Annotated in this window: 20 protein-coding genes and 1 pseudogene; 7 read left to right on the forward strand and 14 right to left on the reverse strand. The window is 71.5% G+C overall.

Going from position 1 to position 24,326, the window contains the following annotated elements; genetic code table 11:
- Positions 1 to 176 precede the first annotated feature (176 nt).
- Positions 177 to 1,196: a trypsin-like serine peptidase gene (locus tag ACIRSU_RS31300; RefSeq protein WP_403799319.1), complete on the reverse strand. Its 1,020-nt coding sequence runs from the start codon at positions 1,194 to 1,196 to the stop codon at positions 177 to 179.
- A 202-nt stretch (positions 1,197 to 1,398) separates the two neighbouring features.
- On the opposite strand from ACIRSU_RS31300, the gene ACIRSU_RS31305 reads away from it, so the two are divergent.
- From ACIRSU_RS31305 to ACIRSU_RS31320, 4 genes are read left to right on the forward strand one after another with little or no spacing between them, the layout of a single operon-like run.
- Positions 1,399 to 1,554, forward strand: a complete 156-nt coding sequence (locus tag ACIRSU_RS31305) for a DUF397 domain-containing protein (RefSeq protein ID WP_403799321.1) — start codon at positions 1,399 to 1,401, stop codon at positions 1,552 to 1,554.
- A gap of 54 nt (positions 1,555 to 1,608) precedes the next feature.
- Positions 1,609 to 2,049, forward strand: a complete 441-nt coding sequence (locus ACIRSU_RS31310; protein ID WP_403799324.1) for a hypothetical protein — start codon at positions 1,609 to 1,611, stop codon at positions 2,047 to 2,049.
- Positions 2,050 to 2,065: 16 nt separating this feature from the next.
- Complete coding sequence (locus ACIRSU_RS31315) at positions 2,066 to 4,348, forward strand: hypothetical protein (protein WP_403799326.1); 2,283 nt, start codon at positions 2,066 to 2,068, stop codon at positions 4,346 to 4,348.
- 2 nt (positions 4,349 to 4,350) lie between these two features.
- A complete protein-coding gene (locus ACIRSU_RS31320) occupies positions 4,351 to 4,920 on the forward strand; it encodes a hypothetical protein (RefSeq protein WP_403799329.1) in 570 nt (189 codons plus the stop codon).
- A 3-nt stretch (positions 4,921 to 4,923) separates the two neighbouring features.
- On the opposite strand, the gene ACIRSU_RS31325 is transcribed toward ACIRSU_RS31320, so the two are convergent.
- Positions 4,924 to 5,775, reverse strand: coding sequence for an alpha/beta fold hydrolase (locus ACIRSU_RS31325; RefSeq protein ID WP_403799332.1), 852 nt, complete (start codon positions 5,773 to 5,775; stop codon positions 4,924 to 4,926).
- A gap of 413 nt (positions 5,776 to 6,188) precedes the next feature.
- Entirely contained in the window at positions 6,189 to 6,881 is a 693-nt protein-coding gene (locus tag ACIRSU_RS31330; RefSeq protein WP_403799335.1) for a metal-dependent transcriptional regulator, read from the reverse strand.
- A 150-nt stretch (positions 6,882 to 7,031) separates the two neighbouring features.
- Between ACIRSU_RS31330 and ACIRSU_RS31335 the strand changes: the two genes are divergently transcribed.
- Entirely contained in the window at positions 7,032 to 7,787 is a 756-nt protein-coding gene (locus ACIRSU_RS31335) for an SIS domain-containing protein (RefSeq protein WP_403799338.1), read from the forward strand.
- A 101-nt stretch (positions 7,788 to 7,888) separates the two neighbouring features.
- Here the strand turns inward: ACIRSU_RS31335 and ACIRSU_RS31340 are convergent, their stop codons facing one another.
- Entirely contained in the window at positions 7,889 to 11,017 is a 3,129-nt protein-coding gene (locus tag ACIRSU_RS31340; RefSeq protein WP_403799340.1) for a hypothetical protein, read from the reverse strand.
- A 79-nt stretch (positions 11,018 to 11,096) separates the two neighbouring features.
- Positions 11,097 to 12,524 (reverse strand): PAS domain-containing protein, encoded by a 1,428-nt coding sequence (locus ACIRSU_RS31345; protein WP_403799343.1) that lies wholly within the window; start codon positions 12,522 to 12,524, stop codon positions 11,097 to 11,099.
- Between the two features lie 385 nt (positions 12,525 to 12,909).
- Here ACIRSU_RS31345 and ACIRSU_RS31350 point away from each other — a divergent pair, with 385 nt between their 5' ends.
- Positions 12,910 to 13,620 carry a thioredoxin domain-containing protein gene (locus ACIRSU_RS31350; protein WP_403799345.1) on the forward strand — a complete coding sequence of 237 codons (711 nt, stop codon included), beginning with the start codon at positions 12,910 to 12,912 and terminating at the stop codon, positions 13,618 to 13,620.
- Positions 13,621 to 13,643: 23 nt separating this feature from the next.
- Here ACIRSU_RS31350 and pdxH read toward each other — a convergent pair whose 3' ends face one another.
- Complete coding sequence (pdxH, locus tag ACIRSU_RS31355) at positions 13,644 to 14,282, reverse strand: pyridoxamine 5'-phosphate oxidase (RefSeq protein ID WP_403800064.1); 639 nt, start codon at positions 14,280 to 14,282, stop codon at positions 13,644 to 13,646.
- 368 nt (positions 14,283 to 14,650) lie between these two features.
- Here pdxH and ACIRSU_RS31360 point away from each other — a divergent pair, with 368 nt between their 5' ends.
- On the forward strand, positions 14,651 to 15,751 hold the full coding sequence (locus tag ACIRSU_RS31360; RefSeq protein ID WP_403799347.1) for a citrate synthase 2: 1,101 nt from the start codon (positions 14,651 to 14,653) through the stop codon (positions 15,749 to 15,751).
- A gap of 173 nt (positions 15,752 to 15,924) precedes the next feature.
- Here the strand turns inward: ACIRSU_RS31360 and ACIRSU_RS31365 are convergent, their stop codons facing one another.
- The 8 genes and pseudogenes from ACIRSU_RS31365 to ACIRSU_RS31400 all read right to left on the reverse strand — a co-directional run bounded on the left by ACIRSU_RS31365 (position 15,925) and on the right by ACIRSU_RS31400 (position 24,326).
- Complete coding sequence (locus tag ACIRSU_RS31365) at positions 15,925 to 17,076, reverse strand: isopenicillin N synthase family dioxygenase (RefSeq protein ID WP_403799350.1); 1,152 nt, start codon at positions 17,074 to 17,076, stop codon at positions 15,925 to 15,927.
- A gap of 274 nt (positions 17,077 to 17,350) precedes the next feature.
- Positions 17,351 to 17,524: pseudogene (locus ACIRSU_RS31370) on the reverse strand (peptidoglycan-binding protein); the annotation flags it as partial.
- 28 nt (positions 17,525 to 17,552) lie between these two features.
- Positions 17,553 to 18,287 carry a TetR family transcriptional regulator gene (locus tag ACIRSU_RS31375; protein ID WP_403799353.1) on the reverse strand — a complete coding sequence of 245 codons (735 nt, stop codon included), beginning with the start codon at positions 18,285 to 18,287 and terminating at the stop codon, positions 17,553 to 17,555.
- The gene (locus ACIRSU_RS31380; RefSeq protein WP_403799354.1) at positions 18,275 to 19,093 is read right to left on the reverse strand and encodes an enoyl-CoA hydratase family protein; all 819 of its coding nucleotides are present in this window, start codon (positions 19,091 to 19,093) and stop codon (positions 18,275 to 18,277) included. Before ACIRSU_RS31380 ends, ACIRSU_RS31375 begins: the two co-directional genes overlap by 13 nt.
- Positions 19,090 to 20,700 (reverse strand): 4-coumarate--CoA ligase family protein, encoded by a 1,611-nt coding sequence (locus ACIRSU_RS31385; RefSeq protein WP_403799355.1) that lies wholly within the window; start codon positions 20,698 to 20,700, stop codon positions 19,090 to 19,092. Before ACIRSU_RS31385 ends, ACIRSU_RS31380 begins: the two co-directional genes overlap by 4 nt.
- Positions 20,701 to 20,796: 96 nt before the next feature.
- Positions 20,797 to 21,153: a hypothetical protein gene (locus ACIRSU_RS31390; RefSeq protein ID WP_403799357.1), complete on the reverse strand. Its 357-nt coding sequence runs from the start codon at positions 21,151 to 21,153 to the stop codon at positions 20,797 to 20,799.
- Positions 21,154 to 21,282: 129 nt separating this feature from the next.
- The gene (locus ACIRSU_RS31395) at positions 21,283 to 22,416 is read right to left on the reverse strand and encodes an acyl-CoA dehydrogenase family protein (protein WP_403799360.1); all 1,134 of its coding nucleotides are present in this window, start codon (positions 22,414 to 22,416) and stop codon (positions 21,283 to 21,285) included.
- On the reverse strand, positions 22,413 to 24,326 hold the full coding sequence (locus tag ACIRSU_RS31400) for a biotin carboxylase N-terminal domain-containing protein (RefSeq protein ID WP_403799362.1): 1,914 nt from the start codon (positions 24,324 to 24,326) through the stop codon (positions 22,413 to 22,415). The genes ACIRSU_RS31395 and ACIRSU_RS31400 overlap by 4 nt, the downstream gene beginning before the upstream one ends.

Here is a 24,326-nt window from a genome sequence, read left to right on the forward strand (position 1 = left end):
CCTGGTGGGGTGGTGTGTTGGCGCGGGGGCCCCCCCCCCCCCCCCCCCCCGCGGGGGGGGGGGGGCCCCGGGGCCCCCCCCCCCCCCCCCCCCCCCCCGGGGGGGGGGGGGGGGGCCCCCCCCCCCCCCCACGACCCCGGCCATGTGGACGCGACGGCCGGACATCCGCTCGACGTCTAGTAGGTGGAGTACGTGTTGTACGCGTCGCCGACCCACTGGGCGAAGTACGGCGAGCGCATCTCGGTCGGGCTGGTCCCGTTGTCGACGTTGCTGTTCACGCCGTTGACCCAGCCGCTGTAGTAGACGTTGTCGTCCTTGCCGTAGATCCAGGGACCGCCGCTCGATCCGCCGGTCATGTTGCACGGCATCTTGATCTGGTCGGTGATGAACAAGGAGCGCTGGGAGGTGGTGGCGGCGCAGTAGTACTGCCACTGCCCGTCGAACGGCGGGGCCTGCGGGTAGCCCATGGAGGTCATGTAGCGGTCCTTGGGCCAGTTCCACTGGACGCCGAGGCCGCCGACGTTGTTGACGAGCTGACCGTTGGCGTTCGGCCAGGTGATGACGATGCCGAGGTCGTAGCCGAAGTTCCCGCTCTGGGTCCAGCCGTTGAAGGCGACGAGCGTCTTGGCCGACCAGGTGCCGTAGGGCCGGTTGCCGTGGTCGTAGTACGGCACGAACTGCCAGTTGGTGTTCCAGGACTTGCCCGGGCCGCCGTGGACGCAGTGCCCGGCGGTGAACACCATGTTCTTGTTGGTGCTGTTGACGGCCGAGCCGGAGCACACGTAGTCGATGCCGTCCGAGCCGGTGAAGAAGACCTTGCCGACGACCTGGGTCGCGGTGACGCTGATCCTGATGCCGCCGGGCGCGGGCGCGTGACCCGCGACGGGGTTCGAGCCGGTGGTCGCGGGCCCGGTCGGCTTCTGCGGCGCCTGCGGGACGGCGGGGGCGCCCTTGGGCGCGCGGTAGGTCATGTCGAGCGGCTTGGCGTGGGCCATCCGCTCGGGCGTCCAGTACTCGGCGAGCCTCGCGCCCTCGGTCGCGGGTACGGCGTGCTCGACGGCCGCGGCGGGGCTGGCGTCCTTGCGGGGAGCCGCCGCCGCCTGGGCGGTGGCGGCGGTGGGAATCAGGAACAGAGCGACGGCGGCGGCGAGGCCGGCCGCGATGGAGTTTCTGCGTCTGTGGCGTATGCCCAACACGTGATACCTCGATCTCCGTTGCTGGCATGGACACGGCATGTCTAGGCGGCATGTGACCGACCGTCAACGGAGGGTGAGGGGAATGGCCGGTTCGCCGGTGCGCTTTTCGGCCGTACGCCCCTCTTGGCCTGGACCTTTACGCCGGAACGCACCCCTCAGCGCATCGCGCCGAGCACCCTCGCGTGCAGCAGCACCGGCACCTATGAGCATCGACCTCAACTGGTTCAAGAGCAGCTACAGCGACGACCAGGGCGGCGCCTGCGTCGAGGTCGCCCCCTGCCCCCACCCATGGTCACAAGTTGGCCGATTCGCGCGGCGTTTCCGCTGTGCACTTGCAATCCTCGGCCAACTAAAATGACCGGCCGGTCACGGGCTGCCGCACGGGGAGGCAGCTCCGATTGGGGGGTATGTGATGGCCTGGAACGAGTGGGAACAGATCAAGAGCGAAACCTCTCGGCGGCACTCGGTCGCCCCGACGCGGCTGGACCATGTCGCCGAGGGCCCGGGGCCGGGGGCCTCCGGTGGTGCCGCTGATCTGGTGGTGAACAGCGATGACCTCGGAGCCGTCGGGCACGAGGCGTACCTGCTGTACGGCCGGCTCTCGCGGGACGGTGACCATGCCCGCCCGTCCACGTTCAACGCGTCGCTCGCCCTGACGAACGGCAACTTCACCAGCGGTTCGGAACTCCTGAAGGTGCACGACCGCTGGAACAGCCAGTTACGCACGCTTCTGGACGCCTGCGCTCACATCTCCAACCACCTCGACTACAGCAAGTCCGCCCACGCCAAGGACGACGCGGACATCGTCGGCGACATGCTCTCCGTGTCCAAGATCAACGGCTACTTCGAGTGACGGGGAGGGGATCACCGTGCTCACGTTCGATGACGTCGTCAACGCGCCCGTCGGCAAGCTGAAGGAGGCTGCGGACGCCTGGTCGGACATGGCGACCAAGTTGGAGAAGCTCGCCGAAGACGCTCGCCAGGGCATGAAGGCCAAGTCGGACAAGGCCCGGTGGGAGGGCGCCAACTCGGACGTCACCAAGCCGTTCATCGCCAAGACGGCCAAGGAGTTCGAGGACGCCGAGGCCGAGGCGAAGGGCATCAAGCTGCTTCTGACGGACGCGTACACGTCGTTCAAGACCGCCAGGGACGCGCTCGTGAGGATCAGGGACGAGGAGGGCCCGGCCGCCGGCATCCACGTGGGCGCCGACGGCAAGGTCAGCCCTCGCCACGACCTGGAGAGCGACACGGCGGCGAGCTATGACCCGGATTACCCGGCGGCCCTGCGGAAACAGAAGGAGGCCGTGGCAGCCTGGCAGCAGAAGATCGACCGCTTCGTCGAGGACTGCGCCGACGCCGACGACTCGTTGAGGCGCGCCCTCGCGGCGAACGTGAAGGACGACCACGACTTCAGCGCCGCCACGTACAAGAGCCTGGACGCCGAACAGGTGGACCGGGCGGCGAAGCTGCTCAAGCAGGTCACCGGGGACGGCGGCACGGCCCGCAACGTGGCGGCGCTGCGGGAGCTCGAAGACCTCCTGGACGACAACCGCGCCGACCCCGAGTTCTCCTCGGCGTTCTACCGGAAACTGGGCGCCGAAGGCACCCTTGAGGCGTACACGAAGATGTCACTGGACGCGACGTCCCTCGGGCCCGCCGGCCAGGACCGGGCGAACATGGTCCGCAACATCCAGAGCGACATGGGCGCCATGCTGGGCCTCGCCACCCACAAGTCCACCCCGGACCACCTCGACGCCGCCTGGACGGCGCAGCTCCTGCACGCGGGCCGCAAGCAGATCGACGTACCGGGGGCGGGCTTCGCGAAGCTCTACGGCTACCAGGCCCTGGGGGCGCTCCTCAGGGACGGGAAGTACGACAAGGACTTCCTGGTGTCCGTCGGCCGGGACATGGTCGCCATGGACAAGAAGAACCCGAACATCTGGTCCGAGAACATGCCGACGGACCTGAACGCGCGCTTCAACCTTCAGGAGGAGGGCGGCAAGGGCTTCAACCCGCTGACCGGCCTCATGGAGGCGATGGCCCACAACCCCGACGCGTCCGCGGTCTTCTTCGACGAGCCGGTCCGGGAGGACACGAACAAGGACGGCATCGTGACGCTGGCGGACGGTGCGCTCAAGGGCAAGGACGCGCAGGACGTCGTGGACTACGCGCTCGGCAAGAAGCCGTCCGACGACTGGTACGACACGGACCGTCTCGGAGAGCGGAGCCCCGGCCAGACGGCCATGGGCAACGCCCTGGAGGCGGCGGTCACCGGACGGGTTCCGGGCGACGAGGACGCGGCCCCCGTATCGCACAGCAAGACCATGAGCAGCGTGATGGAGAAGGCCGTCGCGAAGATCGGCGAAGCGCCCGAACTCGTGGCGGCCAAGCCGGGCGACCCGCCGGGGCCGCTCAGCGGGCTCTCCAGGAACTTCGGCCACATGGCTGCCGAATACATGCCCGACCTCCAGGCCACCGCCGAGAACGCCGCCCATCAGATCAAGCCGTTCGGCGTCATGGCGAATTTCGACAAGGGCCAGATGGCTCAGTTCCTCGGCGCGGTCGGCCAGGACCCCGATGCCTACGGCGCGATCACCAACGCCCAGCAGGCGTACACCACGGCCTTGGTCTCGGATGTCTTCCAGCACCCCGAGAGGCACGGTGACATGGGCGAGGCCGTACGGAATGCCGTCCATCCGGGCGGTGAGATCGCCGGCATGATGAGCGAGGCGAGGGCTCAGGCCGTTGTCGACGCGAAGGCCCATGAGAACGAGGAATACGTCAAGGGCGTTGAGGAGAACACGAAGTGGACGAACCGCGTCATTGACGCCGTGGGCGGAAAATACATCGAGATGCTGCCCGTTGGCGGCGATGTAGTGGACTGGATCAAGGAGGACACCGCCGAATCGGCCGTGGAGAAGGCGAAGGACGACAGGTCGGACGGCGCTCGCCACGAAGCCGCGTCGGGCTACGCGAACGCCGAGGCGGCCGCCAAGAAGGCCGCCGCATCGGCGGTGGAGAGAGCTGCGCGAGGAACCGATCTCACGACGGCGCAGATTCTCAACTACCAAGGCTCCGCCTCGACTGAGACGGCGGCAGCGCACTCAGTGGGGCGTGTTTTCGCCGTCCCTCGAACCCCCAAGGAGAGTTGATCGTGCGCCGCTTCGCCCGTACCGTCGCGGGGGCGTCAACGGTCGTCATCCTGGCAGGTGTTCTGGCGAGTTGCTCAAACGGTGAAGAGAAGTCGGTCCCGAAGCTGCCCGCCCGCCTCTGCTGGGACGTGTTCGCCACTAGCGACATGTCTCCCGTCCTGCCGCCCGGCGACAGAGCAGAGCTTGACACCAACAGCTCCTCGTTCTGGCTCTCCAAGGATCACGACAACGCGTCCTGCATCCTCTATATCGATGGAAACCCGAAGTTTGAGGCAACCGCCTATCTCTGGGGATTCGAGGATTCCGTTGATTGGACATCATGGGACCCAGCAAAGCCCAAACCGCTTCATACGGGGGACAAGGGCATCATCTGGGCTACCGGCGCCGCGTCCTATTTCACCTGCGAACCCGCCAAGAACCCCAACTCGCCGGGCGAGTACATCGAGCTGCGCCTGTTCGCGGACGACGCCCCTGACAAGAGCAAGGTACAGACCGTCCTGCCCCCGCTGATGAAGCAGTTCGTCGCCTTCGCTCAGCGCGAGCTGAAATGCCCTGCACACGCCACGAGCTGATGGTCAGGACGTGAGAACCCCGTTCAGGAAGGGCTCCACCACCTCGCGCCAGGCGTCCGCGTGCTCGTAGTGGAGGAGGTGGCCCGCGTCCGGGATCTCCGCGTACGCCCCGCGGGGCAGGACGCGGACCATTTCCTGGGCCTCGGCGCGGCCGAGCTCGCCGTCGAGGCCGCGGACGACGAGGGTGGGGCAGCGGACCTGGGCGAGGGAGTCCCAGTGGGCGTCGTGGACCCAGGTCTCGCGCGAGATGAGCATCTGGGCGGGGTCGAAGACGGGGTGCCAGCCGTCGGGGCGCTCGGTCATCACCTCGGCGAAGAAGGCGCCGCGGGCCGGGTGCGGGCGCTCCACCCAGGGGTCGTCCTCGCCGAACCACTGGCGGACGGCGTCGAGCGAGGGGAAGGGCAGCGGCCAGCGGCGGAACCAGTCCTGCCACTCGCGCTGGGAGGCGGCGCCGAGGGCGGAGGCCCGCATGTCGCAGATGACGAGGGCGTGGACGAGGTCGGGACGCTCCGCGGCGAGCTGCCAGGCGGTGAGCGCGCCCATGGAGTGCCCGACGAGGGTGACCGGGCCGAGGCCGAGCCGCTCGACGGCGGCGATCGCGTCGGCCACGTACGCCTCACGCGTGAAGGGGCCGGCGGCGGGCTTCTCGCTGTGGCCGTGACCGCGCTGGTCGAGGGCGATCGTGCGGTGCCGGGAGGCGAGCCAGTGGGCGGCGGGGGCCCAGTGGGAGGCCCGGCCCATCAGTCCGTGGAGCAGTAAGACACCGGGGCCGCTCTGCGGGGCGGTCCGTTCCGTGAAGTCCCAGGCCGCCAGGCGTACGCCGTCGGCCCCCGTGACGTCGAGTCGTCGCACCATGCTGCTCGGCACCCCCTCTTTCCCGGTCCCTGTGGAACTGCGCCCTGTGGAACTGCGCCAGAGTATCGAACCCATATTCGAAAATGCGCTTCTGCCGCTCAACACCCCACGTTCGAGTGACAGCGCTCAAGGATTGACGGCTTCTGCCGAGGGGAGATCTTCAGCGGGAGGCGGACCGCTCGGGGAAAACGGTCCGACGGGACTGACCTTGAGAGCTCGGGGCTCCAGGTCAGATCAGGGGAGGACGAACCCCGGCGCCGCGAGGCGCCGGGGTTCAGTGTCGTCGGGAGGACTGCCCTCATCCCCCAAGCGTGGCACGGGAGGGGGCGCGTGCGTGGCGATTCCGCCGTAAAACGGGCCCCGGGGGGCGAGGACCCGGGCCCTGGGGGGCGAGGACCCGGGAAGAGTGGCTGCTACCGCTTGGCGACGAAGACGTGGGCGGCGACATCCGCGTCCAGCTCGGCCGCCTCGCCGCTGCTGCCCACCAGGACACCGCCGGGGGACTCCGTCACCGACACCACGGAGCCGGGCTGCACGCCCGCCCGCCGCAGCGTGTACATCAGCTGGGCGTCCGTCTGGATCGGCTCGCCGATGCGCCGGACGATCACCGTCTTGCCCTCGCCGCCGGCCTCCAGGTCCGCGAGCGACACCATCGAGTCGTCGAGGAAGGACTCCGGCTCGGCCTTCTCGCCGAGCTCGTCCAGGCCGGGGATCGGGTTGCCGTACGGCGACTCCGTCGGGTGACGCAGCAGCTCCAGGACGCGGCGCTCCACGGCCTCGCTCATCACGTGCTCCCAGCGGCAGGCCTCGGCGTGGACCTGCTCCCACTCCAGGCCGATCACGTCGACGAGCAGGCACTCGGCGAGCCGGTGCTTGCGCATCACGCGGGTGGCCAGGCGGCGGCCCTCCTCGGTCAGCTCCAGGTGGCGGTCGCTGGCGACGGCCACCAGACCGTCGCGCTCCATGCGGGCCACCGTCTGGCTGACGGTCGGACCGCTCTGGTCCAGCCGCTCGGCGATCCGGGCGCGCATCGGGACCACACCTTCCTCCTCCAGCTCCAGAATGGTGCGGAGGTACATCTCCGTGGTGTCGATCAGTCCGGACATACGTGCCCCTCGATGAGTCGTGCGCTGGCCCTGCACCAATTCTGACGCATCGCACCGACAACCGGGGCGCGCCGGAGCGGGGCGGTATTGACAGAGCAATGGTCCAGACCGCACCGTGATCCGCGACCACGACGAGAAGGAGTCGCCGCCATGGGCGAGAGCAAGCTGGCCGGACAGTTCTTCGACGCCGCGATCGCCCTGCTCCAGAAGGTGCGGGACGAGGACGCGGACGACATCGCGGCCGCCGGCGCCGCCATCGCCGCGGCGGTCGCGAACGGCAACCGGCTCTTCGCGTTCGGCGCCGGCCACTCGTCGCTCGCCGCGCAGGACGTCGTCTACCGCGCGGGCGGCCTCGCCCTGATGAACCTGCTCGCCGTCCCCGGCGTCGTCGGCGTCGACGTCATGCCCGCCACCCTCGGCTCCGCCCTCGAACGGGTCGACGGCCTGGCCGGCGCCGTCCTCGACTCCTCCCCCGCCCGGGCCGGCGACGTCCTGATCATCGTCTCCCTGTCCGGCCGCAACGCCCTCCCGGTCGAGATGGCCATGAACGCCCGCGCCCTCGGCCTCACCGTGATCGGCGTCACCTCGGTCGCGTACGCCACGGAGACGAAGTCCCGGCACGTCTCGGGGACGTACCTCAAGGACCACTGCGACATCGTCCTCGACTCCAAGATCGCCATCGGCGATGCCGAACTCACCCACGAGGCCATCGAGGCCCCCTTCGCCCCCGCCTCCACGGTCGTCACCAGCGCCCTCATGCAGGCCACGATGGCCGCGGCCGCCGAGGAACTCGTCCGCCTCGGCATCGAGCCGCCGCTGCTGCGCTCGGGAAACGTGGACGGCGGCCACGAGTGGAACGGCCGCGTGATGACGGAGTACGGCGACCGCATCTTCTTCCGCCACTGAGTTCGCCGCTGAATTCGCCACCGAATTCGCCACCGAGGCCGGAAAACGCCCCAGGGGCCGCGGCGAGAACTCGCCGCGGCCCCCGGGTTCTGTGTCAGGTCCTAGGACACGTAGTAACCGGCGACATCCGCCAGCAGCCGCGTGGCCCCCGAGTGGTTGTAGAAACTCACCTTTCCGTTCACGACCGGGACCACGACCAGGTTGGGGATGGTCGTCCCGGCGGTGAAGTTCAGGTTCGAGGTGCTGGGCCGCGCGGTCCCGTCCGGGAAGACGGACACGTAGCCGGTCGCGGTCGGCGCCACCGCCGTCACGTTCATGACCACGGCGGTGACCCCGGTCGCCGGGATACCGGACTTGCCGGCCACCTGAAGGGTCACCGTCCCGCCCGCACCGGCGGTGGCGTCCATGACCCGGGTCGGAGCGATCGGCTTGAAGGCCGACCCCAGCCCGTCGGTGGTGAAGTAACCGGCCACGTCGGCGAGCAGGTCCACCGAACCGGAGTGGTTGTAGAACGTCACCTTGCCGTCGGCCGACACAGGGACCACGACCAGGTTCGGGATCGTCTGCCCGGCGGTGAAGTTCAGGTTCGACGTCGCTGGACGCGCCGTACCGGCGGGGTAGACGGACACGTAACCGGCCGCCGTCGGCGCGACCGCCGTCACGTTCATGACCACGGCGGTGACCCCGCTCGCCGGGATCCCCGACGTGCCCGTCACCTGGAGGGTGACCGTCTTACCGCCCGCCACCTTGCCCTTGGCGACACCCTGGCCCGCGATGGTGTTCATCACCCGCACCGGCCCCAGGGGCTTGTACGTGGCTCCGGAGCCGTCGGTGACGTAGTAGCCGGACACGTCGGCGAGGAGGTCCACCGAACCGGAGTGGTTGTAGAAGCTGACCTTGCCGTCCGCCGAGACGGGCACCACGACCAGGTTCGGAATCGTCTTGCCCGCCGTGAAGTTCAGGTTCGACGTCGCCGGGCGCGCCGTACCCGCCGGGAACACCGACACGTAACCGGCGGCCGTCGGCGCCACCGCCGTCACGTTCATCACGACCGCCGCCACCCCGGACGCCGGGATCCCCGACTGGCCCGTCACCTGAAGGGTCACCGTCTTACCGGCGCCCACCTTGGCCTTGGGCACGCCCACACCCGCCATGGTGTTCATCACCCGGGTCGGCGTGAGCGGCTTGTAGCTGCCGAGAGCTGAGACCGATGGTGTCACGGTGATGTGGCCCACCAGGTACTCCCGGCCCCCTGGGCTGATGCCCCGTGAGTAGACCCGCACGGACCAGTCGCCCGAGGTGGCGGCGCTCAGGTCCACCGTCACCGTCAGGGATCGGCCGTCGGGTGAGACCGCGATCGGCGTGGCGGTCAGCCAGGTCGTGCCGTTGTACAGCTTCACCGTGTCCTTGGTGCTCAGCGAGGTGCCGTGGACGGTCAGCATCTCGAGCGAGCCGCGCGGGGCGGACGACGGGGAGACGGACGAGAAGGACACCGGATCCACGCCGCAGCGGCGCTTGATACTCCTGCTGCAGTCGACCTGGAGACGGTAGGAAGCCTGAGAGGCGTCATCAGGCAGTCCCACCACCAGGATGGTCGGGGCGGGCGCCGCCGGCGTGGTCCCGTCTCCGGGCTTGCAGCGGTAGCCGCCCACCTGGCGGGTGCAGGTGTTCCTCAAGCCCGCGTCCCACAGCGAGGCCTCGGCCCCGGGGTCCGTGACCCACAGCACGAGGTCGTCGTCGGACGCGGTGGCCAGCGCGACGCAGACGGCGGTGTGCTCTTCGTCCAAAGTCCCGTTGACCGGCCCGTAGCCGTCGCGGAGGTTCAGCGCCTTCGCGCACTCGGGAGCCGGGCCCGACGGCGTGGCGATGCGCAGCGCGTCGAGGCGGTACGAGCGTTCCACGCTGCGCGGGGCGGCGATGACGGCCTTGTACCGCGTCGCACCGGTGACGGTGCACCCTACGGAGGCGCAGGCGATCTTCCGGCCGGCCTCGTCGAACACGGCGAGGTCTCCGCCCCCGTCGAACCGGTAGTCGAAATACAGCACGTCCCCGGCGTTCTCGGTCGTCACCTGGTGGCAGGTCACCGTGCCATGGATGCCGAGGGTGCCGCCCGTCGAGGGACCACCGGCCGGTACCGCCGGCTGCTCCGTGCAGCCCGCGACCGTGCCGGTCAGGTCGCGGCGTACGACCGAGAACCCGTCCCACAGTTCGGTGCGGACGAGCACGGTGTAGGCCACGCCCGGTGCGAGCGCGCAGGAGGAGTCGCAGACCCGCATGCCCTTCGCGTCCAGGACCGAGTGCTCGGCCCAGGAGTACCTGCTGGGATAGCCCTGGTTCGGGCCCGACTCGGCCCATTCGCCGTCGAGGGCCTCGGTCCGGACGAACTCGGTCCTCGGCCGGTCGTCGGCCGGAATCGTGAAGCAGTAGGCGAAGACGTCTGCCGCGCCCCGGACCGAGGCCCTGGGGCTCGACGCCGTGAAGTCACCGGCCGGGACCACCGGGCAGTCGTTGGGCACGTCCGTGCGGTAGAGCGCCAGCCTGTACTCGCCGATCGGCGCGTAGCCGGAGCCGGTGGAGACCAGCGCCCGATGCGGGGCGGGACCGGTCAGCTCGCATGTGCGGGCGGCCAGACCGCCCGCCGTGCAGATCTTCGTGCCGGTCCCGTCCACGATCTCCACCGTGGTCTCGGACCCGCGCGGCGTGAGGCCCTCCACGTGCGCTCTCTCGGGCAGCGACAGGGTCAGGCAGTCGATGGTGCCGGCCGCCTCGATCGCGCCTTTGAGGGCACCGGGTGCCGCCGGGACACAGCCCTGCTGCGAGGATCGGTCGAGGACCAGTGTCGGGTCGACGGTGGCCACCCGGTAGGTGTGGCCGGCCGTCAGCAGGCACACCTCCTCGGCGGCACACGCGGTCGCGCCCGTCGCGTCGTACACCGCGAGGCGGGTGCGCGAGCTCAGCGTCTGCTCGACGCCGAACACGTCGTACGGGCCTGTGGTGGGCGCGGTGAACACCTTGCAGTCCGCGGCCGATGAGGGGGCCGTCGGTGCGGAGCCGTAGTCGTTCACGGGCACAGTCACACAGTCCGTGAGCACCGGAGCGTCCGCCGCCCGCGCCACTCCCGCCGTCCCCATCGGCAGGACCGGGAGCAGCAGGGACAGCAACAGCGTGAGTGTGGCGATCAGGGCGGTGTACGGCGCGGATCTCGGCGCCGTACCCGAAAGTTGGGACATTCCCGTTCCCCCCAGGAGCGGTGACATCGTCGATCGCCGCGATGATCGCACAGCAGACCGACAGCTCCACCCCGATTTCCTACCGGACTCCCTGATTCCAGGTCTCGCCCAGCACCGCCGCCACCTGCCCCGCCACCGTCTCCCCGTACGCCGTGTCGTCGCGGCCGAACGGCGGGCGGGACGGGGAGCGGAGGAAGGTGACGACGCCGAGGGTGCGGGCGCGGGTACGGAGGGGGAGGGTCAGGGCGTGGGCGGTGTCCGGGGGCCAGCGGCGGTCGGTGGCCCAGCGGGGGATGCCGGGGGTGGCGTCGGTGCGCACGGGGGCCGGGTGGGCGAGGGCCTGGAGGGCCGGGTGGTACGAGGGGTAGCGCAGCGGGATGCCGCCCGAGGCGACCGGGGTGACCGGGCCCGGGGTGCCGAGCGGGGTCGCGAGGGCCCGGACCAGGCGCCCGTCGGGCGTGGCGCGGTCGAGCAGCACGTGGTCGGCGAAGCCCGCGAGGGCGAAGTCCAGGAGGACGGCGGCGGCCCGCACCGGGTCCTCGCACTCGGCGGCGGCCGCGCCCGCCCGGTGCAGCTGGCTCCAGCGGAAGCGCAGCCGGTCGGCGTCCTGTTCGGCTCGGCGGGCCTCGGTGACGTCCTGGAAGAGCCAGCCGGCACCGAGCGGTACGGGCTCCGCCTCCTCGGCGAACGGCGAGGCGAGCCGTACGAAACCGCACCGCCAGCAGCGCCGCCGTTCGCCGTTCGCGCCGCTGGAGGGGCCACTGTCCGGGCCGCTGTCCTGGCCCCGCAGCGTCACCCACACATCGGCCGGTTCGGGCGGCGCGCCCGTCGCCAGGACGTGTTGGAGGGCGCCCTCCAGCTCCTCCAGGCCGTCCGTGACAAGTTCGCCGAGCGGCCGGCCGAGCAGCGAGCCGCGGCCGGCGCCGAGGGCACGGACCGCGTACGCGTTGAGGACGGCCAGGCGCAGGTCCACGTCGACCAGGACGACGCCCCAGGCCGCGTCCGCGAACAGCGCCTCGCTCAGTGCGAGCGACCGCTCCAGGTCGAGCTGGACGTGCACCTCCGTGAACGCGCAGTACACCCCGGCCGGCCGGCCGTCGGCGCCGCGCACACCCGTGGTCTGGACGCGGACCAGGACCCGGCCGCCGTCCTTCCGTAACAGCGGGAACTCGTGCACCTGGCGGCCCGGCGCCGTCATCGCGCGCAGCAGCCGCCCCAGGGTCTCCTCGGCGTCGGCGCCGCGGGCCGCCCAGCCGGCGAAGCCGCGCCGCCCGACGGCCTCGCGGGCGCTCCAGCCGAGGATGCGCTCCGCCTCGCGGTTCCAGTGGGTGACGGTGCCGGTCGCGTCGAGCGCGCAGAGCGCCGCGTCCATGCCGTCGAGCAGGGCGGTCAGCAGTTCGCCGCCGGCCAGCCCCTGAACCCCCGCCGCCGTCCCCGCCGTCCCCGCCGTTCCGGCCGCTCCGGCCGCTCCGGCCGTTCCCGCTGTGTCACGCGCAGAGCCACTCATCCGGCACCCCCGGCCACATTCAACTCGACTGTGACCCAAGACACATCCCGTTTCCCGTAAAAACGCAGCGATAAATCGCTTGAGGCGGCGGCCCGGGGGTTCTTAAGGTGTGGGTACACGCGAAAGGAGGTGATCCGAAAAAATGGTTTCTTTTCGGACTCGTGAGGTGACTGCGGGCTAACGCCTGCCGTCGCACTCTTGTGCACCTCGGCAGGCACTCTGCCGACACCACCGCAGTCACCCGACCCGTGGGCCGCCGGTCAGTCCGGCCGGCTCCCGTCCGAACCTAGGCGGACGGGACCAAGGCCCACGGGTCGTCTGCGTTTTCAGGCCACAGGGGAGAGTGAGCTGTGTGGTCTCGTCTCCCCGGTCCAGGGGAGGGAATATGCGAGAGGCACGTGCGAGAAGAAGGCTGACGGTCTTCGTCGCGGTGTTGGCGGCCGGACTTCTGCTGAGCGGATGCGGGCAGCGTACGGGCTACGCGGAGCAGGCCGCCGTGCCCGAGAGGCTGGAGCGCGACGGGACCACGATCACCGTCGGCAACCCGGACGCGGAAGTGACCGTGCACCTCTACGAGGACCTGCGCTGTCCGGTCTGCGAGGAGTTCGAGGAGCGCGGTGCGGGCCCGGCCCTCGACGAAATGGTCCTAGGGGGCGACGTACGGGTTCAGTACACGCTCGCGTCCTTCCTGGACGACAGGCTCGGCGGGGCCGGCTCGGAGAAGGCGGCGAACGCACTGCGGGCGGCACTCGAGGCACAGCGGTTCACCGAGTACCACGAGGTGCTGTACGCGAACCAGCCCGAGGAGGCCGTCGACGGCTACACCGACGCGTACCTCCTGGAGCTGGCCTCGAAGGTCCCCGGGCTGCGGAGCCCGACTTTCGACTCCGCCGTGAAGAACATGAAGTACCGCGCGTTCGTCACGGCCTCGCAGACCTCCTTCGACTCGGCCGCGGAGAGCACGCCCACGGCCTACATCAACGACCGGCAGATCCCCGAGACACGCAGCGGCCTGCTCTACGACGACAGCATCTTCGTGGAGCTCGTCAGGGAGATCCAGCGGGACCCCGTGTGGTGGAGGTCCGTCAAGCTCTGACGGGAACGGCCACCGGTCCCCGGTCAGGGAGACAGGCGCTCCACCCGCCAGGACTCGCCCTCGGCGCCGCCCTCCCGCACGTACCGCAGCCGGTCGTGCAGCCTGTTCTCGTGCCCCTGCCAGAACTCCACCGTCTCCGGCACCACCCGGAACCCGCCCCACTCCGGCGGCACCGGCACCTGCTCGCCCTCCGGGTAGCGCGCGTGCAGCTCCTCGTACCGGGCGAGCAGCTCGGCCCGCGACTCGATCACCGAGGACTGGCGGCTCGCCCAGGCGCCCAGCTGGGAGCCGTGCGGGCGGGTGCGGAAGTACGCCACGGTCTCGTCGCGGCCGGTGCGCTCGGCGCGGCCGGTGACGATCACCTGGCGGGCCAGCGGGTGCCAGGGAAAGAGCAGCGAGACGTACGGGTTGGCCGCCAGCTCCCGGCCCTTGCGCGAGCCGTAGTTGGAGAAGAAGACGAAGCCGGCCTGGTCGTAGTGCTTGAGCAGCACCGTACGGGAGGACGGGCGGCCGTCCGTGTCGGCGGTGGAGACGACCATGGCATTCGGTTCGTGGATCGCCGGGTTGCTGGCGGTCTCCTTGAACCAGTGCGCGAACTGCTCGATCGGGTCCGGGGCGAGATCGGCCACGGTCAGCTCCAAGGTCCGGTACACCTCGCGCATGTCGGCGGGATCGAGGGCGTCGAAAGGATCCAGGGCGTCGGTCACGGGCCCCATCCTGCCGTAGCACCCCGCGCGGCACCCCAGTCTGCCCGGCACTCCGTGCCGCTAATCCTCCGTCGCCGGATCGGCGCAGTGTGCCGGATGTCACGCTTCCCCGCATCATCAGAACCGTACAGACTCATCCGCTGGATCACTGTTGCTCTCCACCAAGCCCCGGGCCGAATGATTGATCATCGATCAGATGCGGTCACCGACGCCCCGGAGCGCCCCTCGCCCGTCGCCCCTGGCCCGTCAACCCCTCGCCCGTCGAAACACCGAACACCGAACATCGACCACCCAACATTGACCATCGATTGAGGAGCCGCCTCATGTCCGACTTCGTACCCGGCCTCGAAGGGATCGTCGCGTTCGAGACGGAGATCGCCGAACCCGACAAGGAGGGCGGCGCCCTCCGCTACCGCGGGGTCGACATCGAGGACCTGGTCGGTCACGTCTCCTTCGGCAACGTCTGGGGCCTGCTCGTCGACGGGGCCTTCAACCCGGGCCTGCCGGCCGCCGAGCCCTTCCCGATCCCGGTGCACTCCGGCGACATCCGCGTCGACGTGCAGTCCGCGCTCGCCATGCTCGCGCCGGTCTGGGGCCTGAAACCGCTCCTGGACATCTCCGCCGAGCAGGCCCGCGACGACCTCGCCCGCGCCGCCGTCATGGCCCTGTCGTACGTCGCCCAGTCGGCGCGCGGCCAGGGCCTGCCGATGGTGCCGCAGAGCGAGATCGACAAGGCGCAGTCCATCGTCGAGCGGTTCATGATCCGCTGGCGCGGCGAGCCGGACCCGAAGCACGTCAAGGCCGTCGACGCCTACTGGACCTCGGCCGCCGAGCACGGCATGAACGCCTCCACGTTCACCGCCCGCGTCATCGCCTCCACCGGCGCCGACGTGGCCGCCGCGCTCTCCGGCGCGGTCGGCGCGATGTCCGGCCCGCTGCACGGCGGCGCCCCGTCCCGCGTCCTCGGCATGATCGAGGAGATCGAGCGCACCGGCGACGCGGTCGGCTACGTGAAGAAGGCCCTGGACCAGGGCGAGCGCCTGATGGGCTTCGGCCACCGCGTCTACCGCGCCGAGGACCCGCGCGCCCGCGTCCTGCGCCGTACGGCGAAGGAGCTCGACGCCCCGCGCTTCGAGGTCGCCGAGGCGCTGGAGAAGGCGGCCCTGGAGGAGCTGCACAACCGCCGCCCGGACCGGGTCCTGGCGACGAACGTGGAGTTCTGGGCCGCGATCGTGCTCGACTTCGCCGAGGTCCCGGCGCACATGTTCACGTCGATGTTCACCTGCGCCCGTACGGCCGGCTGGTCGGCGCACATCCTGGAGCAGAAGCGCACCGGCCGCCTGGTCCGCCCGTCCGCGCGGTACGTGGGCCCGGGCCAGCGGAACCCGCGCGAGATCGTCGGCTACTCCGACATCGCGGGCTGAGGCGGAGCCGCGCAGGCGACGAGAACCACGAGTCGAGGACGACGCGGACGGCACGGACGACACGGACGACGCGGATTGCGCGGACGACGCGGATTGCGCGGACGACGCGGATTGCGCGGACGACGCGGATTGCGCGGACGACGCGGATTGCGCGGCGACCGGACAGCCGGCGGCTACGCAGACATCGCCGGCTGTCCGGTCGCCGTCAGCAGGTCCGCGTGGTGCCGGGCCGCCGCCAGCGGGTGCGCCCGGAGCTTGCCCTTCAGCTCATTGCGGCCGTACTCGGCGAACAACGGGTTCGCCGGGTCGGCCGTGATGCCGGGCGCGGCCGCCGCGTACGGGAACTCCAGCGGGCGGACCCGGGCGTCGAGCCGCGGGTTGTAGAAGAACGGGACGGAGTACCGCTCCGTCGCCCCGGGCGGTGAGACGACCCGGTGGTTAGTCGCAACGAGATAGCCGTTCGTCGCCACTTCGAGCAGCTCGCCCAGGTTCACGACGAACGCGCCCGGCAGCGGCGGCACGTCGTGGAACCGCCCGTCCTCCCGCTCCACCTGCAGCCCGCCCACCTGGTCCTGGAGCAGCAGGGTCAGGAACCCGTAGTCCTTGTGCGCGCCCACGCCCTGGTCGTCGCCCGCGTCGCCGCTGCTGCCCGGGTAGCGGACCAGCTTCAGGTGCGGGTGGGCGGCCCGGCCGAAGACGTCGTCGTAGAAGTCCGGCCGCGCGCCGATCGACGTCAGCAGCTCGTGCAGCAGCCGCTCGGCGACCCCGCTGAGCCGCTCGATCCAGTTCAGCGCCGCGAGCCGCAGCTCCGGCAGCGCCTCGGGCCACTGGTTGGGCCCCTGCAGCCACCAGTACGGCGGCTCCCCCGGCCCCGGTACGTGCGCCGGGCGCTCGGCCCCGATGTCCAGCTGGTCCCGCCAGTCCCGGGCGCCGGCCGTCCGCTCGTCGCCGACCCGGGTGTAACCGCGGAAGTGCGGCGAGTTCGTGGTGTCCAGGGCCAGCCGGTCCGCCTCCGGCAGCGCGAAGAAGGCCCGCATGGCGGAGGTCAGCGCCCGCGTCTCGACCTCGCTCACGCCGTGCCCGACGAGCTGGAAGAAGCCGACGTCGTGCGCGGCGGAGTGGAGCTGCGCGTGCAGCAGCCGACGCGCCTGGGGGCCGCGGTCGGCGGCGGCGAGGTCGACGATGGGGAGCTGGGAGGGGTACGAGAGGGACGAGGAGGAGCCCTGCGAAGGGGCCCGGGTGGGGTCCTGGGAGGGCGCCTGCGAAGGGGCCTGGGAAGGGTCCTGCGAGGGGGCCTGGGGGTGCGCCTGCGAGAGGTGGCTCATGGTGTGCGTCCGCGGTGGGTGTACGGCGCCCGGTACCGGGCCGGGGGTGGTGGCCGTGCCGGGCGGAGGGGTGGGGCGAGGGTCGGGGGTCAGGGACGACCGGGACAGCCCATGCTCGCGACGCGGAGGAGATCCACGTGGCGGCGACGTACGAGCGAAAGCATGCGACAAGCGTACTGCGGGCGGGTGACGCGTGATGTGGCCTGCGCCACGGCGCGCGGAGGCGGGTCCAGGTGGCCGGGCCGGCCACGCCGTCGGCGCCGAGGCCCCGGGCGCGCTGGAAGTCCCGTACCGCCCGGGCCGTCCCGGCCCCGAAGCGCCCGTCCGTCGCGCGCGAGTGCAGGCAGGTCAGCGGCCGGGACGCGCACACCACGATGCTGCCGGTCAGCCGACCGGAGGACGCGACGGCCTGTGCGGTCATGGCGGCCCGTACGGTCTGCGCGACCATCCCTTCCGGGAAGTAGGCGTCAGAGGCGTCAGCCCAGGGCCTCGTCGAGGAGCCGGGCCCACTGGGCGACGACCCGTTCGCGCCGGGCCCGGTCGTCCGTGAGGAGGGTCGCGAGGCCCAGGCCGCGGGCCATGTCGAGGAGGCCCTGGACGGATTCGCGGACGCCGGGGCGGGACTCGTCGGCGCCGAGGAGTTCGACGGCGATGCGGTGGGACTCGCGGCCGACGCGGGCCTCCAGCTCGGTGACGCGGGGGCGCAGCTGCTCCTCGTCGGAGGCGGCGACCCAGAGGTGGAGGGCGGCGCGGAAGAGAGGACCGGTGTAGAGGTCGACGAGGGCGGCGACGACCGTGCGGCGGTCCTTGGTGGGGAGGGTGCGCAGGGCCTGGGAGCGTTCCTCGGCGACGTACTCGACGGCGGCGGTGAACAGGTCCTCGCGGGTCGGGAAGTGGTGCTGTGCGGCGCCGCGCGACACGCCCGCGCGCTCGGCGACGACCGCGACGGTGGAGCCCGCCCAGCCGTGCTCGGCCAGACAGGCCACCGCAGCCTCCAGGAGCCGCTGCCGGGTGGCGCGGCTCCTGTCCTGCTTGGGGCCGGACTTGGACTCGGCGCCGGCGCCGGACCTGGGGCCGGACTTCGGGCCGGACTTGGGGTCGGACTTGGGGTCGGGCTTCGGGCCGGACATGGGCTCGGTCCCGGGGCCGGACTTCGGGCCGGACTTGGGCTCGGTCCCGGGGCCGGGCTTCGGGCCGGTCACAGTCTCCACGTAGGGTCCCGTCGTTCGAGGAAGGCCGTCATTCCTTCTCTCGCCTCGGCGGAGGCGAAGAGCGTGGCGGACAACTGGACCAGTTCCTCCGCGTCGCGCTCGAAGGTCTCCAGGACTCTAGCCGTGACCAGCCGCTTCGCCGCGCGCAGCCCCTGCGGGGAGGCCGCTCGCAGCCCGTCGAGGATCGGCGCCAGATCGGCGAGCGGCGCGGTGACCAGGCCCATCGCCCGCGCCTCGGCCACGCCGAAGCGCTCGCCGGTGAGGTAGTAGCGGGCAGCCGCGCGCTGGTCCAGCTTGGGCAGCAGGGTCAGCGAGATGACGGCGGGCGCGACCCCGATCCGTACCTCCGTCAGCGCGAAGTCCGCGTCCTCCGCGGCCACGACCACGTCGCAGGCCCCGAGCAGGCCGAGGCCGCCGGCCCGGGCGTGGCCGGTGACGAGGCCGACGACCGGCTTCGGCAGCGCGACGATCTGCCGGAGCAGGTCGACGAAGGCGTACGGCCCGGGCGGCGCCTTCAGGTCGGCGCCCGCGCTGAAGGTGCCGCCGGCGTGCGTGAGGACGACCGCGCGGACGGCCGGGTCCTTGGCGCAGGCGGCGAGGGCGTCGGCGAGTTCGGTGACGAGGGCGGCGGAGAGGGCGTTGCGGTTGGCCGGGGAGTCCAGGGTCAGGGTGGTGATCCCACGGTCGGCCGCGATGCGGACGAGGCTCTTCTCCCTCCCCTTCTCCGTGGTCTGCTCCCTACCCTTCTCCGTGATCTTCCCCGTGCTCTGCTCCGTGCTCTGCTCCGTGCTCTTGTCCGTACTCATGTGCGGTCCCTCAGCTCCCGGCGCAGGATCTTGCCCGACGCCGCTCGGGGCACGGTGTCGATGAACTCCACCTGCCGGATCTTCTTGTACGGGGCGACGCGCCCGGCCACGTACGCGAGCACGTCCTCGGCGCCGAGCCCGACGGCGTGCGGCTGCCGTACGACGAACGCCTTCGGGATCTCGGTGCCGTCCGCGTCCCGGACGCCGATGACGGCGGCGTCGGCGATGCCGTCGTGGGTGAGCAGCAGGGCCTCCAGTTCGGCGGGCGGGACCTGGAAACCCTTGTACTTGATGAGTTCCTTCACGCGGTCGACGACGTACAGCCAGCCGTCGTCGTCGACCCGCCCGATGTCACCGGTGTGCAGCCAGCCGTCGGCGTCGACCATCGCGGCGGTGGCCTCCGGCCGGCCCAGATAGCCCTTCATGACCTGCGGCCCGCGGATCACGATCTCGCCCTCCTCGCCGGGCGGCACGTCCTTTCCGTCCTCTTCGAGGGAGACCAGTCGCATCTCGGTCGACGGCAGCAGCTTGCCGACCGTCCCCGGCGGAGGGTTCCCGGCGGCGAGCGGGACCAGGTGGGTGGCCGGGGACAGCTCCGTCATCCCGTACGCCTGCAGGATCGGCGGCAGCCCGAGCCGCGCCGAACACGCCTCGGCGAGCGCCGCGTCGAGCGGGGCCGCCGAGCAGACGATGTACTTCAGCGACGACAGGTCGTACTCCGCCACCGCCGGGTGCTTCGCCAGGGCGAGGACGATCGGCGGCGCCACGTACAACGCGTTGATCCGGTGCTTCTCGATCGCCGCGAGAAACCCGTCGAGCTCGAACCGCGGCAGCACGACGACGGTGGCGCCGTGCCGCAGCGGGGCGTTCATCAGGGCGGTCAAGCCGTATACGTGAAAGAAGGGCAGCACTGCCAGGATCCGGTCGCCCACCCCCATCGGCATGAGCGGTTCGAGCTGCGCGAGGTTCGTGGCGACGGAGGCGTGCGTGAGCATCACGCCCTTGGGTGTGCCGGTGGTCCCGGAGGAGTACGGCAGGGCGGCGACGTCCTCCGCCGGGTCGACCTCGACCACCGGCTCGGGCGCGGCGGAGGCGAGGAAGTCCTGAAGCGACCGGACCCCGTCCCCGTCCTCCTCCCCCTTCCCGTCCCCCTCCGGCACCCGGTCGCACACGAATATCTCCACCACCCCACCCGCGAGCTCCGCCGCCGCGCGCGCCGTCGCGAGCAGCGGCGACACGGTGACGATCCAGCGCGCCGACGAGTCGCGCAGCTGCTTCGCGAACTCCTCGGGCGTGGCCAGCGGATGCACGGTGGTCACCGCCGCCCCGGCGCGCGTGGCCGCATAGAACGCCACGGGAAACAGCACGGTGTTGGGACTGTGCAGCGCGAGCACGTCCCCCTTCCGCACCCCGGCCCCCGCGAGCCCGGCCGCCACCCTCCGGTGAAACGCGTCCACTTGCCCGTACGTGAGCGTCAACGCCCCGTCCCCGCCGACGCCGTCGACCAGGGCCGGCGTGTCCCCGAACGCGGCGGCGCGCCCGAGGACCGCGTCGTGGATGGGAAGGGAGACGACCGGGACGTCGGCGTACTCGCTGTGAAACACCATGCGTGGCCCTTCGAGGTCGGACGGTGACGACGGTGGCGACAGGATGGCTTGCCGGACTGCGACTTGGGGAGACCCTGGCAGTCACGGAAGAAACAATCAAGCGTGCATGCATGATTCTTCGCACACCGTGCGGGACAGCCGCCGGTCCAGGGCCCGCTGGCCCTTGGCCAGCCAATGCACCGGCCAGTGGAGCAGGACGGCCAGGATCCGGGCGGCGGTCTGGGTGCCGGTCTCGGTGCCGGTCCGGGTGGCGGTCTCGCCGCCGGTCCAGCCGCCGCTCCCGGCGGTCTCGCCGCCGGTGAGCCGGGTGTGGAACCGGGCGCGGAGGCGCGCCGCGCGGCGCGGCTGTCCGGCGAGGGTGAGGGCGGTCGCCGCCAGGCCGGTCGGGAGGCCGAGGAAGGCGTGGGCCGCGGTGCGCAGGTCCGTGCGGGCGGTGTGGTGGATCGGGTACATGGCGGGCTCCTCACCCTCGCCGGGCTGATGCCCGTACCCTCCCGCCCGCACGGTGCCGTCGTCTTCGGACCCCGGTGCCGGATCCGGGGTCATACCCCCGTACGACCCCCGCTCCCATGATCAGGTTGGTCAGTACGACTTCGGCAGGCCCAGCGTCTGGTGCGACACGAAGTTCAGGATCATCTCTCGGCTCACCGGGGCGATCCGGGCCACGCGCGCCGCCGTGATCAGGCGGGCCAGGCCGAACTCCTTGGTCAGGCCGTTGCCGCCGAGCGTGTGGACGGCCTGGTCGACGGCCTTGACGCAGGCTTCGGCGGCGGCGTACTTGGCCATGTTGGCGGCCTCGCCGGCGGCCAGGTCGTCGCCCGCGTCGTAGAGGGCGGCGGCCTTCTGCATCATCAGGCGGGCGAGTTCGAGTTCGATGTGGGCCTGGGCGAGGGGGTGGGCGATGGCCTGGTGGGCGCCGATGGGGGTCTTCCAGACCTGGCGTTCCTTGGCGTACGTGACGGCCTGCGCGAGCGCGTAGCGGCCCATGCCGATCGCGAAGGCGGCGGTCATGATGCGCTCGGGGTTGAGACCCGCGAAGAGCTGGAGGAGGCCCGCGTCCTCGTCGCCGACGAGGGCGTCGGCCGGGAGGTGGACGTCGTCGAGGGTGAGCTCGAACTGCTTCTCGTTCGCGTCGAGTTCCATCTCGATGGCGCGGCGGCCGAAGCCGGGCGTGTCGCGCGGGACGATGAAGAGACACGCCTTGAGGTTGCCGGTGCGCGCGTCCGAGGTGCGGCCGACGACGAGCGTGGCGTCGGCGATGTCGACGCCGGAGACGAAGACCTTGCGGCCGTTGAGGACCCAGCCGTCCTCGGTGCGGGTGGCGGTGGTGGTGATGCGGTGGGAGTTGGAGCCGGCGTCGGGCTCGGTGATGCCGAAGGCCATGGTGCGGCTGCCGTCCGCGAGGCCGGGCAGCCAGGCGGCCTTCTGCTCCGCCGTGCCGAAGCGGGATATCACCGTGCCGCAGATCGCCGGCGACACGACCATCATGAGCAGCGGCGCGCCGGCCGCGCCCGCCTCCTCCAGGACGATGGAGAGCTCGGCCATGCCGCCGCCCCCGCCGCCGTACTCCTCGGGCAGGTTCACGCCCAGGTAGCCGAGCTTGCCGGCCTCGGCCCAGAGCGTGGCGCGGTCGAAGCCGGGTCCGTGGCGCCGGCCGAGGGCGGAGACGGCGGCGCGGAGGGCGGTGTGTTCCGGTGACTCGATCAGGCTGCTCATAGGGAGTCTTCCTCCTGTGCTTCGGTCGGTACGTCTGCGGGCTGTACGACGGCGAGCAGGGCGCCTACCTCGACCTGGCGGCCGGGGACGGCGTGGAGCGCGGTGAGCGTGCCGGAGGCGGGTGCGACGACCCGGTGTTCCATCTTCATGGCCTCCAGCCAGAGCAGGGGCTGTCCGGCCTCGACGCGGTCGCCGGCGGCCAGGCCCTCGGCGACGCGGACGACGGTGCCGGGCATGGGGGCGAGCAGGGAGCCGGGTTCCCGCTCGTCGGTGGGGTCGGGGAAGCGGGGGGCGGGGGTGAGGCGGTGCGGGCCGACGTACACCGTGTCGCCGTGCCGGGCCACCTCGAAGTGCCGTACGACTCCTGCGATGTCGAGGCTGACTCGGTCGGGCGCCACCGCGACCGCGCGGATGCCCTCGGGCGCCGTCACCTCGTAGCCGCCCGCGCGCGTGGGGCGGTAGCGGACCTCGTGGTCGCCGAACGCCTTCACCTCGTCCTGCGAGCGGACGTTGCGCCAACCGCCTCCGAAGCGGTTGCCGTTGGAAGCCGCCTCCGCGAGCGCCGCCGCCACCGCCGCGTACCCGGCCTCGGTCTCGGCCCCGGCGGGCGGTTCGGTCAGGGCGGGCAGGTGCTCGGCGTAGAAGCCGGTCGTGAGGCGCGCCGGGTCGGTGAAGTCCGGGTGGCGCAGGGAGGCCACGAGCAGGTCGCGGTTGGTGACGGGGCCGTGCAGGCGGGCGCGTTCGAGGGCGCGGGCGAGCTTGCGGGCGGCCTCGGCTCGGGTCGGGGCGTGGGCGACGACCTTGGCGAGCATGGCGTCGTAGTGCACGCCGACCGTGTCGCCGGACGCGTAGCCGGTGTCGACGCGCAGGCCGGGCCCGGTCGGCACGTCGAAGGTGTGCAGCCGGCCCGTCTGCGGGGTCCAGCCGGCGGCCGGGTCCTCCGCGTAGAGCCGGGCCTCGATCGCGTGGCCGCGCGGGGCGGGCGGCTCGGGCGGGAGCGGGGCGCCCTCGGCGACGGCGATCTGGAGGGCGACGAGGTCGACGCCGTACACCGCCTCGGTGACCGGGTGCTCGACCTGGAGGCGGGTGTTCATCTCCAGGAAGTGGGCGCGGCCATACGCGACCAGGAACTCGACGGTGCCCGCCCCGACGTACCCGACGGCCTTCGCGGCGGCCGCCGACCGCTCGTACAGCTCGTCGACGAGCGACGCGGCGAGGCCGGGCGCCGGGGCCTCCTCGACGACCTTCTGGTGGCGGCGCTGGAGGGAGCAGTCGCGGGTGCCGAGCGTCCAGACGGTGCCGTGCGCGTCGGCGAGGATCTGCACCTCGACGTGCCGGCCGTTCTCCACGTACGGCTCGACGAACACCTCGCCGTCACCGAACGCGCTCAGCGCCTCGGCGGAGGCAGCCGACAACTCCTGTTCCAAAGAGGCGAGTTCGCGTACGACGCGCATGCCGCGGCCGCCGCCGCCCGCCGCAGCCTTCACCAGGACCGGCAGATCGGCCCCGGTGAGCGAGGAGAGGTCGAGCGGCGCCACGCCGAGGAGTTCCTTGGCGCGGGTCTTCGACGCCATGGCCTCGATCGCGGCCGGCGGCGGCCCGATCCAGACCAGGCCGGCGGCCGTCACCGCCTCCGCGAACTCCTTGTTCTCGGAGAGGAAGCCGTAGCCGGGGTGCACGGCGTCCGCGCCCGCCGCGAGCGCGGCCGCCACCACCAGGTCGCCGCGCAGATACGTCTCCGCGGGCGTGGCCCCCGGCAGCCGTACGGCCGCGTCCGCCTCCCGTACGTGCAGGGCGTCGGCGTCCGCGTCGGAGTACACGGCGACGGTGGAGATGCCCAGGTCACGGCAGGTACGGAAGATCCGGCAGGCGATCTCGCCGCGGTTCGCCACGAGGACTGAGGAAATCAT

The sequence above is a fragment of the Streptomyces sp. NPDC101160 genome (assembly GCF_044768205.1).
Classification (GTDB): domain Bacteria; phylum Actinomycetota; class Actinomycetes; order Streptomycetales; family Streptomycetaceae; genus Streptomyces.